Genomic DNA, 14,797 nt, shown 5'->3' on the forward strand with positions numbered 1-14,797 from the left:
CGCGAATACAGTGTGTCAGTTAAGGTTAATATTGACTGACCCACCGTATTCGCGAGCAAGCCCGCTCCCACAGTTGTTTGTGTTAGGCGCAGACTACGGTCGTGATATCTGACGCCGCATCTGCCCAACAATGCGTACTAAGGCCAGTCGCACCGCCCTCCGCTTGAGCCACTATCGCCTCAGGCTTGCATAACCGCACCTCCCCTCATCACACATCCGCCCAAATGACCTGAGCATTTGTACGGATGACAACGCCTGGTTCCAGGAAACGCCTGCTGGGTCGCTCCACGATCATTCGGGTAAGTAGTCCAAGCGCATGCATGTCAATCAGGCTTTTGACGTTTAAGTGTCGGAATAAGGCTACTTGTTCATCGGAATCGGCTGGCTTATTCATTTTAAAAGATGAGCGTAGGTTGCGTTATGTGAGGCATTAGTCAGTCAGAATTGTTGGAGACAACGCTATGAGGCCCTCTTCCATTCCGCCAGTCGCCACGTCACTCATCGCCATCACCGGAAATATTCTCCATATCGCACCGGTATCGAGAGCCTGGAAGGCCCATGCACCCAGCAACGTAGTGTTCCTCCCCCCGACATTGACCAAACAGGACCTGCTGATACAGATCGGCCTCCTCAGCCCAGTGGCGATTGTTGTCGGGGATCAAGCGATCGATGCCGACGTCATTGCCCAATGGCGCATCTCTCATCCATTTGGCGACCTCCATTTGCTCCGCAGAGGTACGAGCCTGGATAAGGTGCGACTGGATCTTTGCGGCTCCAATGACATTCGCGTGATCAATACGCCAGGGGTTAACGCGCCGCATGTCGCCGCCTATATTGCGCGCTGGCTGACCATGGCCGACGGCTCCCTGCCTCGTGACATCTGCGTACTGGGATACGGCAATGTGGGTAGAGAGCTGGTCGAGTTGTTGCTTGATCGAGATCCGGATGTTCGGATCAAGGTATTGGATCGACACGGACGAGCACCGGACACTTTCGGCAATGCCTGTTCCGACACCAGAGTGTCCTTTGGCGTGGACTGGTTTGAAGCGCTGGAGGGGAGCCGTGCTGTGGCGATATGTGTGCCCCTGAACGATGAGTCGATGCATCGCATTGATTGCGCCCTCATTCAATGTCTGCACAGGCAAGCTCGCCTTGTGTGTGTCGCCAAGCCGGATGTCTTCAGTGATGACGCTTTGCAGGCCCTGGCAACGGCTGACGACATCCAACTGGTCCTGGACTACGGGTTTGAGACGTTGGATGCCTTTCGAGTGCGCGCACAGGTGCTCGGTTGCACTGTCTCCAAATGGCGCAAACCGGCGACGCTGACTACCCAGGCGGCAACTACCGAAGCCTGCCATTGCGATCTTGACTATGCCGTCTCGATTCAACTCAGCTTGACCGCCTTGCGCGGCCTTGTCAGGCGCAAACTTGCCCACTCGTTAATGATCCCCACGCAGCGGGCAGAAGCCGACGCGCCGCGCGTGTCGATTATCGGCAGGGGCATCAATGGTCTGTTTCAGGCCGTGATGTTCCGCTTGGCCAATTATCAGGTGTCAGTCTACGGAGGAAATCAGCAAAGCGATGGGGCCAGTCATAAGCAAGTGAACATGCGCCATCTGTCAGCCACGGAGACGACTGCAAAGCCGCTAGGTAACGATTATCTGACACCTGGAAATCAGTATTTGACGGTTGAGTGCAATCGCGCGGGCATTGAGCTGTTTGAAAAGCTCCTGGTCGATAACCCTTCGCTGGCACGATTCGCACGGTCGCGGCTGGTGCGAGCCTACATGGACGACGCCAGTGAAGTAGAAGTCGCGATCCGCGAGCAACGCGATATCGAAAAAAGGCCTTGGCCGAGTGGCAAGCCGGGATGTGAGCTTGCAGAGATCACTCCACTGCAATTCCAGACAAGTTATGGCGTCCCTGGGATTGGTCGGGCTCTTGAGGTATCGGGCTACGATCTGGAATTTGTACAGCTAAGGGATGAGATAGTGGCGCTATTGGCGCGCTCTGGGGTTCAGTTCCTACCCCGGCATCTAAGCTCGATCCAAATTGCTGACTTAAGCAGGGAACACTTCGTCGTCACTGCAATGGGAGTCGAGCAAGAAGAAGTCATTGCGATCATTGGCTGGTTTTTTAAGATGAGCGCTGTTGGTAATGAAGCTGTCGGACTTCGCGGACTCAAGCTGCAGTACGATCTGCCCATTGGCGTAATGAATTGCCGCTTGGACGGGGACTTCATTCTTGTCTCCGGCGGGCAGGTTCCGCCCGATTCCACGCCCGAGTACAAGGCGCAGATACTGGCGGCATGTCAGGCCGCCGTTTCTCGTCACTTTCCAAAGTCCTATCGCAGGGCGATCGAAAATGGTGACTTGCAAATTATTGAATGTGCGAGGCCCGGGACTGCGGATGGGCTATCAATCGTTTATTGCGCCGCCTACAACCTAATTGCGGCCGGAGGGACTTATGCCGGGGGAACGACACAGGGATTGGTCTGGGCCTCTCTGGTCCAGGAAATCATCCTGACAAAAGCGCCTGTCGTTTCGGCAATGTATCAATAAAAAAACGGGCGCGACATCCGACGTCGCGCCCGCTGAAGAAACCGCTCTAAATCCCGCTGTATCTCAAACCGCGCTGGCTGTCACACCCGCTGGCCGGCGCGACAACAAACTCACCAGCACGAAGCTCACCAGCCCTACCGCCAGGCTGTAGTAGATCGGCGTGTTGGCATCCAAGCCATCCTTGATCATGAACACCAGCGCTGTCACAAAGCCCAGGGTCATGGACGTAATCGCCCCCGAGGTGGTCGCGCGTTTCCAGAAGATCGCCCCGATCAGCGGGATCAGCATGCCGCCCACCAACAGGTTGTAGGCCAGGGTCAGGGCGCTGATCACGTCGCTCACCACCAGCGCGATACCCAGCACGGCAATGCCGGTCAGCATCGTGAAGAGGCGGTTGATGCTCAGGCTCGACTGCTTGCCACCGCGCAGGCGCGGCAGGAGGTCTTCGGTCAGTACGGTAGAGGCGGCCAGCAGGCCGGCGCTGGCAGTGGACATCATCGCTGCCAGTGCAGCGGCGATCACCAGGCCACGAATGCCGTCCGGCAGCGACATTTTGACGATGGCCGCAAAGGCGTTGTTGACGTTGTCCAGGTCCGGAATCAGCACATGGGCGGCCATGCCGATCAGTGCACAGGCCAGGCCGTAGAGGATGCAGTAGAAGCCGGCGAACGTACCTGCGTACTTGGCGACCTTTTCGTCACGGGCGGTGAATACTCGTTGCCAGATGTCCTGGCCGATCAGGATGCCGAAGAAGTAGATCATGAAGTAGGTAATGATCGTGTCCCAGCCGATCGCGGTGAAGCTGAAGCTGGATGCCGGCAGCTTGGCCACCAGTTCATCCCAGCCGCCCACGCGGTAGAGGCAGATCGGCAGCAGGATAAACATCAGGCCGACGGTCTTGATCACGAATTGCACGATGTCGGTCAGGGTCAGCGACCACATGCCGCCGATGGTCGAGTACACCACCACCACGCCACCACCAAGCAGCACCGAGATCCAGAACGGCAGGCCGAACAGCACCTGCAGCACCGTGCCGATAGCCAGGATCGAGGTCACGCCGATCATCAGCGCGTAGGCCAGCATGATCACCGCACTGGCCTGGCGGGCCATGGGGTTGTAGCGTTTTTCCAGGACCTGGGTGACGGTGAAGATCTTCAGCTTCAGCAGCGGCTTGGCCAGGAACAGGTTCAGCGCAATGATGCCCATGCCCAGCGCGGCACACAGCCAGAAGCCGGAGATGCCGTGCACGTAACCCAGGCGCACGGTGCCGACGGTGGACGCCCCGCCCAACACCGTGGCGGCCATGGTGCCCATGTACAGCGACGGGCCCAGGTTGCGGCCAGCCACCAGGTAGTCTTCGTGGGTCTTGGCGCGGCGCATGCCGTAATAGCCGAGCACGAGCATGCCGGCGGCGTAGATGAGTACGACGAATAAATCCAAAGCCATGACGGCGGTTCTCCGATTATTTTTTTAGGCTATTGAGGCGCTTTTTGTGGCGGGGGAGCTTGCTCCCGTGGGGCTGTGCAGCAGCTCCCTGGGGCCATAAACGGCCGCTGGTTCCGGGAACACACGCAGCAAGGTCAGGTACACCACCGAAGCCAGTCCCAGCGTCACCGGCAGGCTGATATCAATCCCGTCGGCCAGGTTGCCCAGCGGCCCGACAAACTGCCCAGGCAGGTTGACGAAGCACAGGCCGACCAGCGCGCTCGGGATCCAGGCCCCCAGCCCGCGCCAGTTCCAGCCATGGCTGAACCAGTAGCGGCCGCCGGTTTCACCGCGGGTGAAGACCTGCAGGTCATCCGGGCAGTAGAAGCCGCGACGCACGATCAGGCCGATGATCATCATCACCATCCACGGCGTGGTGCAGGTGATGATCAGCACGGCGAAGGTCGACACGCTCTGCACCAGGTTGGCGGCGAAACGTCCGATAAAGATGAAGGCAATCGACATCACCCCGATCAGCAGCGTGGCCTTGACCCGCGACAGCAGGCGCGGGAACACGCTGGACATGTCCAGCCCCGTGCCATACAGCGAGGTGGTGCCGGTGGACATGCCGCCGATCACCGCGATCAGGCACACCGGCAGGAAGAACCAGCTGGGCGCAACCGCCAGCAGGCCGCCGACGTAGTTGTTGGCCGCGATGTAGTCCGGTGCCTTGACCGCCACGATGGTCGCGGTGGCCAGGCCGAACAGGAACGGGATCAGCGTGGCGATCTGCGCGAGGACCACCGCCAGCATGATGCGCATTTTCGGCGTCTCACGCGGGATGTAGCGCGACCAGTCGCCGAGGAATGCACCGAAGGAAATCGGGTTGCTCATGGCTACCAGCGCGGCGCCGATGAAGGCCGCCCAGAACCCGGCCTGGCCCATGGCGACGGTGCCGGCGAAGTGACTGTCGAAGGCCGGCGCGAAGGCGAAGATTCCCAGCAGGAACAACAGGCTCGCCGCCCACACCGCGATGCGGTTGACCCACAGCATGAAGCGAAAGCCGTAGATGCAGACGGTGAGGACGAGCAGCGCAAACAGCCCGTAGGCCAGGCCCAGGGTCAGGTCAGTTTCAGGCAAGCCCACCAGGCGTTTCGCACCGCCTACCAGCGCATCGCCTGAACTCCACACCGACAGTGAGAAGAACGCAATCGCGGTCAGCAGCGACAGGAACGAGCCGACGATCCGCCCGTGCACACCAAAGTGCGCACCGGAAGACACGGCGTTGTTGGTGCCATTGATCGGCCCGAACAGGCCCATCGGCGCCAGGATCAGCGCACCCACCAGCACGCCCAGCACGATCGCCCAGACACCGGCCTGGAACGACAAGCCGAACAACACCGGAAAGGCACCCAGCACGGCGGTGGCAAAGGTATTGGCACCGCCGAAGATCAGTCGAAACAGATCCTTGGGGCCGGCGGTACGCTCGTGGTCCGGGATCTGTTCGACCCCGTTGGTTTCTATTTTGCGAATACTGTTTTCGTTGTTTTTATTATTCATGATCTGCTCCGATCACATTGGCTAATGGGGCGGCAGCCCTTCCGGCATAGCGGACAAATGTTCGTGACAGGCCAGCCACAGGCCTTGTTGTTCTGCGCCAGACCCTTGCCGTTTGAAGACAATGGTCTCGCGTTCCTGGCTATGAAATTGCTCCCCGTTCATGCGCAACTCGGTGGCCACGTCATGAATAAATATCGCCACGTCACCCTGCAGGCTGACGAAGGCATTGCTCGAGGTGCAGGACAGCACCTCGAATCCCTCGTCCCGACGCCAGCTGTCCCACAACGCCTGGTAGGCATCGCGACTGAGCAGCGGCTGGGGGAGGGTGTAGAACACAAAGCTGGCATCGTGGGTGAACGCGCCGAAATAGGCCTCGCGGTCATTGCGCGCGAAGGCCGCCACCAGATCGGCGGCGGCACGCAGCACCTCGGCTTGCGCGCTCATCAGCGGTGCGCCACGCCGGGCAGTACGCAGAGCATCTCGTACAGCAGGTTGGCGCCCAGCAACGAGGTGTTGCCGGTGGTGTCGTAGGGCGGCGAAACTTCTACCAGATCGCAACCAATCAGGTCGAGGCCCTGGCAGCCACGGATGATCTCGATGGCCTGGATGGTGGTCAGCCCGCCGATTTCCGGGGTGCCGGTGCCGGGCGCCCAGGCCGGGTCGATGCCATCGATATCGAAGCTCAGGTACACCGGGCCGCCGCCGACTTTCTCACGCACTTCGGCCATCAATGGCGCGAGAGAGTGGTGCCAGCATTCTTCGGCCTGGACCACACGGAAGCCCTGTTTGCGGCTCCAGTTGAAGTCTTCGGCGGTGTAGCCCTGGGCACGCAGGCCGATCTGCACCACGCGGTCGCAATCGAGCAGGCCTTCTTCCACGGCGCGGCGGAAAGTGGTGCCGTGGGCGATTTTCTCGCCGAACATATGGTCGTTGACGTCCGCGTGGGCATCGATATGCACCAGCCCGACCTTGCCGTGTTTCTTGTGGATCGCCCGCAGGATCGGCAGGGTGATGGTGTGGTCGCCGCCCAGCGTCAGCGGGATCACGTCGTGCTCGAGGATCTCATCGTAGGCTTCTTCGATGATGCGCACGGCGTCGAGCAGGTTGAAGGTGTTGATCGCCACATCACCGATATCCGCCACCGACAGCGAGTCGAACGGTGCAGCGCCGGTGGCCATGTTGTACGGGCGGATCATCACGGACTCGGCGCGGATTTCACGCGGCCCGAAGCGGGTGCCGGCGCGCAGCGAGGTGCCGATGTCCAGGGGTACGCCAACGAAGGCGGCATCCAGGCCCTTGGCCGTTTGCAGGTGGGGAAGACGCATCATGGTGGCGATGCCGGCGAAGCGCGGCATTTCGTTGCCGCCCAGTGGTTGGTGGAAAATCTTGTCCACGGGATTGCCTCATCGTTGTTTTGTTTATTAGAGGCCGATTCTGCGAAAAGCCCGGGACGGGAAGAATCGGCAGGGGCAAATACTTAGTTCAGATTTTTCTAAACTAATGCCAGCAGGTAGACTGTGATGAGCGGGTTCTCTGTGATGAGCGGGCTTTCTATGGTGATCAGGTTTTCTGTGGTGAGCAGGCTTGTTGTGGTGAGAAGGCTTGTTGTGGTGAGCAGGCTTGTTGTGGTGAGCAGGCTTGCCCTGCGTTGGGGTGCGAAGCAGCCCCCAAAACACACTGCGGTTTTCCAGAAGTAATGAGTCGTCAGGTTTCGGGGCCGCTGCGCGGCCCAACGCAGGGCAAGCCTGCTCGCCACAACAAGCCTGTGCAACACAGCAAGCTTCTGTAACCAGCAGGCTTGTGCAACACAGCAAGCCTCTGTAACCAGCAGGCTTGTGCAGCACAACAAGCCTCTGCAACCAGCAGGCTTGTGCAACACAAACAAGCCTGTGCACCAAAACTAGCCCGCTTGCCACGAAACACCCGGAGACCCGATGGCCAACGCCTTGCCCGACCTGAAACTCCTGCGCATCTTTGTCAGCGTCGTGCGCCACCAGGGGTTTGCCAACGCGCAGCACGAACTCAACCTGTCCACCTCGGCCATCTCGACCTATATGAGCCAGTTGGAAAGCGCACTGGGCCTGGTGCTGTGCCATCGCGGCCGGGGCGGGTTCAGCCTGACCAGCAAGGGCGAGTTGTTTCATCAGGAAACCTTGCGTCTATTGGGCGAGCTGGAAGGCTTCGAGCAATACGCCGCCGCGCTCAAGGGCGAGCTGCGCGGTACGCTCAAGCTGGGCGTGCTCGACTCCACCGTCAGCGACAAGGCCTTGCCGTTCGCCGAAGTGATCGGCGCCTACAGCCTCGAGCACCCGGCGGTGCACCTGCACCTGTCGGTGATGAGCCCGTACGAACTGCAGCTCGGCGTGCAGGACAACCGCTTGGACCTTGCCATCGGCGCCTTTTCCAACCGCATGAGCGGGCTGATCTACATGCCGCTGTACCGTGAGCAGCACTGGTTGTATTGCAGTACCCGGCACCCGCTGTTCAACGAGCGACGCATCCCCGAACAGGTGATCACCCAGCAACGCATGGTCGGACGCGGCTACTGGAGCCAGGCCGAGCTGGCGCGCCATGGCTTCAAGCACAGCGCGGCGACCGTGGAAAGTATGGAGGCGCAACTGATCCTGGTGCTGTCCGGTGCCTACATCGGCTACCTGCCCGAGCACTATGCGCAGGCCTGGGCCGACAAGGGCGACCTGCGCGTCCTGTTGCCGGCCACCTTCGGCTACCAGGCGCCGTTCTCGATGATCATGCGCCGCGGTCGCAGCCGTGAACCGCTGATCCAGACTTTCCGCGATCTGCTCAAAGCTCAGCTCAACCAGGCCTGATAATCATGTCCAGACCCCAATGCCCCCGCTGCCTGAGGCCCGCCACTCACTGCCTGTGCGCGCTGATCCCGAGCCTCGACAGCCGCACGCGGGTGTTGCTGTTGCAGCATCCGAGTGAGGTCAACCATGCGCTGAACACGGCGCGGCTGGCGGCGTTGGGGTTGAACAACGCGCAGTTGGTCGTGGGTGAGGTATTCGACGACCTGTCGACATTATTGAACCCGCCCGGCTATCAGGCGCGGCTGTTGTTTCCGGCTGACGATGCCCAGCCGTTGTACGCCTACGCGTCTGGGGATCAACCGCTGTTGCTGGTAGTCCCCGACGGCACGTGGCGCAAGGCGCGCAAGCTGCTGCACCTCAATCCGTTGCTGGCGGCGTTGCCACGGGTGACGTTGGCCGAAGGCGCGGTTTCCCGCTACCGATTGCGCAAGGCGCCGGGGCCGGGTGCGCTGTCGACGGTCGAGGCGATTGTGCAGGCGTTGCAGGTGCTGGAGGCGCCGACTTCCTTCGAGCCGTTGCTCAAACCTTTTGAAGCGTTGATCGAGGGGCAGATTGCGGCGATGGGGGAGGAGGTGTTTCGCAAGAATCATGGCGACAGACAGGGCGGGTAGGCTATTGACCGGGGCGCGGCCATCGCCGGCAAGCCCGCACATTTCCTGTAGGCGCGCGTCCACACAGTGCGTGCTTATTCCTTTACGCCATAAGCACCGCACTTTGCGTGATATGGCCCGCCAGCCTTTCCCGGTATGATGTTCGCCCCCGCAGTCTGGATTGCGAATACGCCATGACCTTGCAGTACCCTACAATCGCCGATTGCGTCGGCAACACGCCCCTGGTCCGCTTGCAACGCATGGCGGGTGAAACCAGCAATACCCTGTTGCTCAAGCTCGAAGGCAACAACCCGGCCGGGTCGGTAAAAGACCGCCCGGCGCTGTCGATGATCACCCGCGCCGAGTTGCGTGGGCAGATCCAGCCCGGCGACACCCTGATCGAAGCCACTTCCGGCAACACCGGGATCGCCTTGGCCATGGCCGCCGCGATCAAGGGCTACAAGATGGTCCTGATCATGCCCGACAACGGCAGCGCGGAGCGCAAGGCAGCGATGACCGCCTATGGCGCCGAGCTGATTCTGGTCACCCAGGAAGAAGGCATGGAAGGCGCGCGTGACCTCGCCGAGCGCATGGCCGCCGAAGGCCGTGGCCTGGTGCTGGACCAGTTTGCCAACGGCGATAACCCCGAGGCGCACTACACCTCCACCGGTCCGGAAATCTGGCGCCAGACCCAGGGCACCATCACCCATTTCGTCAGTTCGATGGGCACCACCGGCACCATCATGGGCAATTCGCGCTACCTCAAGGAGCAGAACCCCGACATCCAGATCATCGGCCTGCAACCGATGGAAGGCTCGGCCATCCCCGGCATCCGCCGCTGGCCCGAAGAGTACCTGCCGAAGATATACAACTCGACGCGCGTGGATCGCATCATCGACATGGCCCAGCGTGAAGCCGAAGACACCACCCGCCGCCTGGCGCGTGAAGAAGGCATCTTCTGCGGCGTGTCCTCCGGTGGCGCGGTGGCGGGCATGTTGCGCCTGTCCCGGGAAGTGGAAAACGCGGTGATCGTCGCGATCATCTGTGACCGAGGCGACCGCTACCTGTCGACCGGCATCTTCGACGCGCCCAACTGATGGCCAAGCACGAGAGAGGCCTGCGCTTCCAACCGACGGGCGGCAGCCGGGCCCCACAGATTCCCGTGGGCAAGAAACAGCGCCTGACCATCGAGCGCCTGGCCAACGATGGCCGTGGCATCGTGTTCTTTGAAGGTCGCACCTGGTTCGTCAACGGCGCGCTCGCCGGTGAAGAGGTTGAAGCGCGGGTGTTGGGCGCCCATGGCAAAGTGGTCGAGGCGCGCACCGAAAGAGTCTTCAAGGCCAGCGAGCTGCGCCGCCCTGCGCCGTGCGCGCACTTTGGCCGCTGTGGCGGCTGCAGCGTGCAGCACTTGCCCCATGACGAACAACTTGCCCTGAAACAGCGCATGCTCGCCGAGCAGCTGTCCCGCGTGGCGGCGGTCGAACCGCTGGAGTGGGCAGCCCCGTTGAGCGGGCCGGAATTCGGCTACCGGCGCCGCGCCCGCGTGGCTGTGCGCTGGGATGCCAAGGCGAAAAAACTCGAAGTGGGTTTTCGCGCCGTGGCCAGCCAGGACATCATTGCCATCGATGATTGCCCGGTGCTGGTACAGGCCTTGCAACCGATCATGCAGCGCCTGCCCAACATGCTGCGCCGCCTGAGCAAGCCGCAGGCGCTGGGCCATGTGGAGCTGTTCAGTGGCTCGTCCGTCGCCGTGCTGCTGCGGCATATGGCGCCGTTGTCGGATGCGGATCTGCTGATCCTGAAAGAATTCTGCGCGTTCCATGAAGCCCAATTGTGGCTGCATGGCGCGGGCCAGCCGGAACCCGTCGAGGCTGATCAGCCACTAGGTTTTCGACTCGACGCATGGGACTTGGAGCTGGCGTACCGGCCAGGGGATTTTGTCCAGGTCAACGCCGGCGTCAACGAGGCGATGGTCGCCCAGGCCCTGGAATGGCTGGCGCCACAACCCGACGAGCGGGTGCTGGATCTGTTTTGCGGCCTGGGCAACTTCGCCCTGCCACTGGCGCGCCAGGTGCGTGAAGTGGTGGCGGTGGAAGGCGTGCAGACCATGGTGGACCGCGCGGCACTCAACGCCGTCAGCAACAATTTGCATAATGTGCAGTTTTTTCAGGCCGATTTGTCCCAGCCTTTGACTGACGCGGAATGGGCCAAACAGGGCTTTTCTGCGGTACTCTTGGACCCACCCCGTGACGGTGCCCTGGAGGTTGTGCGCAAGCTCGCCACCCTTGGGGCCAAGCGCCTGGTGTATGTGTCCTGCAACCCGGCCACGCTGGCGCGGGACACGGTTGAGTTGGTCAAGCAAGGCTACCGGCTAAAACGTGCCGGGATCCTCGACATGTTTCCGCAAACAGCGCATGTCGAGGCCATGGCGTTATTTGAAGCGGGCTAGGATGCCCGTTTAATCCGACTGGCCTGCATTCTCCAAGGCCTGTGATCTGCCAGGGAGTCTGCAGTAAAAGGTCGGCGATGATATTGGCGCACCGAAGGTGCGTCGTAGGGAAGGTAAGCAAGATGGTACAGGTGAGAGCACACCAGCCGATCAACACCGACGGCAGTATCAATCTCGAGGCATGGCTGGATCATGCCATCAGTGTCGACCCGGCACTGGACCGTGAAGCCTTGAAAGCAGCCTGCGAGTTCGCTCGTGAGTCTGAACAGCAAGACAATGCGGCCAAGAACCTGTGGGCCGAAGGCACTTCAAGCTTTCGCACCGGGTTGGAAATCGCCGAGATCCTCGCCGATCTCAAGCTGGACCAGGATTCGCTGATCGCCGCCGTGCTCTATCGCGGCGTGCGTGAAGGGCACATTGCGTTGCCGACGGTCAGCCAGCGCTTCGGCGCGGTGGTGGCCAAACTGATTGACGGCGTGCTGCGCATGGCTGCCATCAGTGCCAGCCTGAGCCCGCGCCAGTCGATGGTGCTGGGCACCCAGGGCCAGGTCGAAAACCTGCGCAAGATGCTGGTGGCGATGGTCGACGACGTGCGCGTCGCCCTGATCAAGCTGGCCGAACGCACCTGCGCGATCCGTGCGGTAAAGACCGCTGACGACGAAAAGCGCAACCGCGTGGCCCGCGAGGTGTTCGACATCTACGCGCCACTGGCGCACCGCCTGGGCATCGGCCATATCAAGTGGGAGCTGGAGGACCTGTCCTTCCGCTACCTCGAACCCGATCAATACAAACAGATCGCCACCCTGCTGCACGAGCGGCGCCTCGACCGTGAGCGCTTCATCACCGACGTGATGGGCCAGCTGCGTTCCGAGCTGCAGGCCACCGGTGTGGATGCCGACATCAGCGGCCGCGCCAAACACATCTATTCCATCTGGCGCAAAATGCAGCGCAAGGGCCTGGCCTTCAGCCAGATCTACGACGTGCGTGCGGTGCGCGTGCTGGTGCCGGAAATGCGCGATTGCTACACCGCGCTCGGCATCGTCCACACCCTGTGGCGGCACATTCCCAAGGAGTTCGACGACTACATCGCCAACCCCAAGGAAAACGGCTATCGCTCGCTGCACACGGCGGTGATCGGCCCCGAGGGCAAGGTGCTGGAAGTGCAGATCCGCACCCACGCCATGCACGAAGAGGCGGAGCTGGGGGTGTGCGCGCACTGGCGTTACAAGGGCACTGACGTCAAGGCCGGGTCCAACCAGTACGAAGAGAAAATCTCCTGGCTGCGCCAGGTGCTGGAATGGCACGAAGAGCTTGGCGACATCGGCGGCCTGGCGGAACAGCTGCGGGTGGATATCGAGCCGGACCGGGTCTACATCTTCACCCCCGACGGCCACGCCATCGACTTGCCCAAGGGCGCCACGCCGCTGGACTTTGCGTACCGCGTACACACCGAGATCGGCCACAATTGCCGTGGCGCCAAGATCAACGGGCGTATCGTGCCGCTCAACTACAGCCTGCAGACCGGCGAACAGGTCGAGATCATCACCAGCAAGCATGGCACGCCGAGCCGTGACTGGTTGAACCCGAACCTGGGCTACATCACCACGTCGCGGGCGCGGGCGAAGATTGTCCACTGGTTCAAGCTGCAGGCGCGCGACCAGAACGTCGCCGCTGGCAAGACCCTGCTCGAACGCGAACTGGCGCGCCTGGGCCTGCCGCAGGTGGACTTCGACAAGTTGGCCGAAAAAGCCAACATGAAGATCGCCGAAGACATGTTCGCCGCCCTCGGTGCCGGCGACCTGCGCCTGGCGCAGCTGGTCAACCTGGCCCAGCAACTGGTCGAGCCGGAACGCGGCAACGAGCAGTTGGAGCTGATCCCGCGCAAGGCCACGGGCTACAAGCCGGGCAAGCGCGGCGATATCCAGATCCAGGGTGTGGGCAACCTGCTGACCCAGATGGCCGGCTGCTGCCAGCCTCTGCCGGGCGATGCCATTGTCGGCTACATCACCCAGGGCCGTGGCGTGAGCATTCACCGCCAGGACTGCGCCTCGGTGCTGCAGTTGGGCGGGCGCGAGCCGGAGCGGATCATCCAGGTCAGCTGGGGCCCGGTGCCGGTGCTCACCTACCCGGTGGACATCGTCATCCGCGCCTACGACCGGTCCGGCCTGCTGCGTGACGTCTCGCAAGTGCTGCTCAACGAGCGGATCAACGTATTGGCGGTCAACACCCGCTCGAATAAAGAGGACAACACCGCGTTGATGTCCCTGACCATCGAGATCCCGGGACTGGATGCGCTGGGGCGGTTGCTGGGGCGGATTTCCCAGTTGCCGAACATCATTGAAACCCGGCGTAATCGCACCCCGTAATGCGGTCTGAAAATGTATAAGGGCTGCTTTCTGTGGGAGCCGGGCTTGCCCGCGATGCAGGCGACTCGGTCTGTCTGACAGACCGAGTGGAGGCCATCGCAGGCAAGCCAGCTCCCACATTAGATTTTCAGCGGTTCCAGACAATGGGCAGAGATTGACTGATGTATTCACTTGAAGACCTGCTGCACCTCATGAAGCGCCTGCGGGACCCGCAATACGGCTGCCCGTGGGACCTCAAGCAAACCTACGCGACCATCGTCCCGCACACCCTGGAAGAAGCCTACGAAGTCGCCGACGCCATCGAGCGCGGGGATTTCGATCACCTGCAGGGCGAGCTGGGCGACCTGTTGTTCCAGGTGGTGTATTACAGCCAGCTGGCGTGCGAAGAAGGGCGCTTCGAATTTGCCGGGGTGATCGACAGCATCACCCGCAAGTTGATCCGTCGCCATCCGCATGTGTTCCCGACCGGTGATTTGTACGCGCCGCTGGATATTCCGCAGTTAAGCGAGGAGCAGGTCAAGGAGCGCTGGGAGCAGATCAAGGCCGAGGAGCGCGCGGAAAAATCCGACGCACCGGAGCAGCTCTCGCTGCTGGACGATGTGCCGACCGCGTTGCCATCGTTGTCGCGTGCCGCCAAATTGCAGAAGCGCGCCAGCCAGGTCGGGTTCGATTGGCCATCGGCCTTGCCGGTGGTCGACAACGTGCGCGAAGAGCTGGATGAAGTGCTCGAAGCCATGGCCGATAACGACCCGGTGGCCATCGCCGACGAGGTCGGTGATCTGCTGTTTGCGGCGGTCAACCTGGCCCGTCATCTGAAGGTCGACCCCGAAACCGCGCTGCGTGGCGCCAACGCCAAGTTCGAACGCCGTTTCCGATTTATCGAACAGGCATTGCGCGACACGCACCAACCCATAGAAGATTGCACCCTCGAAGAGTTGGACGCCCTGTGGGGCGAAGCCAAACGTCAGGAAAAGAATGTGTCCAGCTGCGGTTGAGCAGTTGCCTAAGTGAGTAAGCA

General features: G+C 61.5%; 11 protein-coding genes. 7 read left to right on the top strand and 4 right to left on the bottom strand.

Annotation, left to right across the window (positions count from 1 at the left end; all coding sequences use genetic code 11):
• The first annotated feature begins 461 nt into the window (after positions 1-461).
• On the top strand, positions 462-2,561 hold the full coding sequence (locus tag QMX97_RS11920) for an FAD-dependent oxidoreductase (protein WP_213553250.1): 2,100 nt from the start codon (positions 462-464) through the stop codon (positions 2,559-2,561).
• A 63-nt stretch (positions 2,562-2,624) separates the two neighbouring features.
• Here the strand turns inward: QMX97_RS11920 and QMX97_RS11925 are convergent, their stop codons facing one another.
• From QMX97_RS11925 to speB, 4 genes are read right to left on the bottom strand one after another with little or no spacing between them, the layout of a single operon-like run.
• The gene (locus QMX97_RS11925) at positions 2,625-4,007 is read right to left on the bottom strand and encodes a sodium:solute symporter (RefSeq protein ID WP_106803006.1); all 1,383 of its coding nucleotides are present in this window, start codon (positions 4,005-4,007) and stop codon (positions 2,625-2,627) included.
• A 24-nt stretch (positions 4,008-4,031) separates the two neighbouring features.
• On the bottom strand, positions 4,032-5,546 hold the full coding sequence (locus QMX97_RS11930; RefSeq protein WP_106803007.1) for a cytosine permease: 1,515 nt from the start codon (positions 5,544-5,546) through the stop codon (positions 4,032-4,034).
• Between the two features lie 21 nt (positions 5,547-5,567).
• The gene (locus tag QMX97_RS11935; protein WP_120449387.1) at positions 5,568-5,990 is read right to left on the bottom strand and encodes a nuclear transport factor 2 family protein; all 423 of its coding nucleotides are present in this window, start codon (positions 5,988-5,990) and stop codon (positions 5,568-5,570) included.
• The gene (gene speB, locus QMX97_RS11940) at positions 5,990-6,940 is read right to left on the bottom strand and encodes an agmatinase (protein ID WP_065909690.1); all 951 of its coding nucleotides are present in this window, start codon (positions 6,938-6,940) and stop codon (positions 5,990-5,992) included. The genes QMX97_RS11935 and speB overlap by 1 nt, the downstream gene beginning before the upstream one ends.
• Before the next feature lie 540 nt (positions 6,941-7,480).
• Here speB and QMX97_RS11945 point away from each other — a divergent pair.
• From QMX97_RS11945 to mazG, 6 genes are all read left to right on the top strand, one after another.
• Positions 7,481-8,374: a LysR family transcriptional regulator gene (locus tag QMX97_RS11945; RefSeq protein ID WP_017134867.1), complete on the top strand. Its 894-nt coding sequence runs from the start codon at positions 7,481-7,483 to the stop codon at positions 8,372-8,374.
• Between the two features lie 5 nt (positions 8,375-8,379).
• Positions 8,380-8,985: a DTW domain-containing protein gene (locus QMX97_RS11950; protein WP_282396997.1), complete on the top strand. Its 606-nt coding sequence runs from the start codon at positions 8,380-8,382 to the stop codon at positions 8,983-8,985.
• 173 nt (positions 8,986-9,158) lie between these two features.
• Complete coding sequence (gene cysM / locus QMX97_RS11955; protein WP_065909693.1) at positions 9,159-10,061, top strand: cysteine synthase CysM; 903 nt, start codon at positions 9,159-9,161, stop codon at positions 10,059-10,061.
• Positions 10,061-11,413 carry a 23S rRNA (uracil(1939)-C(5))-methyltransferase RlmD gene (gene rlmD / locus QMX97_RS11960; protein WP_282396998.1) on the top strand — a complete coding sequence of 451 codons (1,353 nt, stop codon included), beginning with the start codon at positions 10,061-10,063 and terminating at the stop codon, positions 11,411-11,413. Before cysM ends, rlmD begins: the two co-directional genes overlap by 1 nt.
• 122 nt (positions 11,414-11,535) lie before the next feature.
• Positions 11,536-13,779, top strand: coding sequence for a GTP diphosphokinase (gene relA / locus QMX97_RS11965; protein WP_201145675.1), 2,244 nt, complete (start codon positions 11,536-11,538; stop codon positions 13,777-13,779).
• Between the two features lie 161 nt (positions 13,780-13,940).
• Positions 13,941-14,774: a nucleoside triphosphate pyrophosphohydrolase gene (gene mazG, locus QMX97_RS11970; RefSeq protein WP_282396999.1), complete on the top strand. Its 834-nt coding sequence runs from the start codon at positions 13,941-13,943 to the stop codon at positions 14,772-14,774.
• Positions 14,775-14,797 lie beyond the last annotated feature (23 nt).

Source organism: Pseudomonas sp. PS01298 (assembly GCF_029959745.1).
Taxonomy (GTDB): Bacteria; Pseudomonadota; Gammaproteobacteria; order Pseudomonadales; family Pseudomonadaceae; genus Aquipseudomonas; species Aquipseudomonas aylmerensis.

Coding starts and splice junctions, on each gene's coding strand:
- QMX97_RS11920 (WP_213553250.1), top strand. CDS start 462: ATGAGGCCCTCTTCCATTCCGCCAGTCGCCACGTCACTCATCGCCATC.
- QMX97_RS11925 (WP_106803006.1), bottom strand. CDS start 4,007: ATGGCTTTGGATTTATTCGTCGTACTCATCTACGCCGCCGGCATGCTC.
- QMX97_RS11930 (WP_106803007.1), bottom strand. CDS start 5,546: ATGAATAATAAAAACAACGAAAACAGTATTCGCAAAATAGAAACCAAC.
- QMX97_RS11935 (WP_120449387.1), bottom strand. CDS start 5,990: ATGAGCGCGCAAGCCGAGGTGCTGCGTGCCGCCGCCGATCTGGTGGCG.
- QMX97_RS11945 (WP_017134867.1), top strand. CDS start 7,481: ATGGCCAACGCCTTGCCCGACCTGAAACTCCTGCGCATCTTTGTCAGC.
- QMX97_RS11950 (WP_282396997.1), top strand. CDS start 8,380: ATGTCCAGACCCCAATGCCCCCGCTGCCTGAGGCCCGCCACTCACTGC.
- cysM (WP_065909693.1), top strand. CDS start 9,159: ATGACCTTGCAGTACCCTACAATCGCCGATTGCGTCGGCAACACGCCC.
- rlmD (WP_282396998.1), top strand. CDS start 10,061: ATGGCCAAGCACGAGAGAGGCCTGCGCTTCCAACCGACGGGCGGCAGC.
- relA (WP_201145675.1), top strand. CDS start 11,536: ATGGTACAGGTGAGAGCACACCAGCCGATCAACACCGACGGCAGTATC.
- mazG (WP_282396999.1), top strand. CDS start 13,941: ATGTATTCACTTGAAGACCTGCTGCACCTCATGAAGCGCCTGCGGGAC.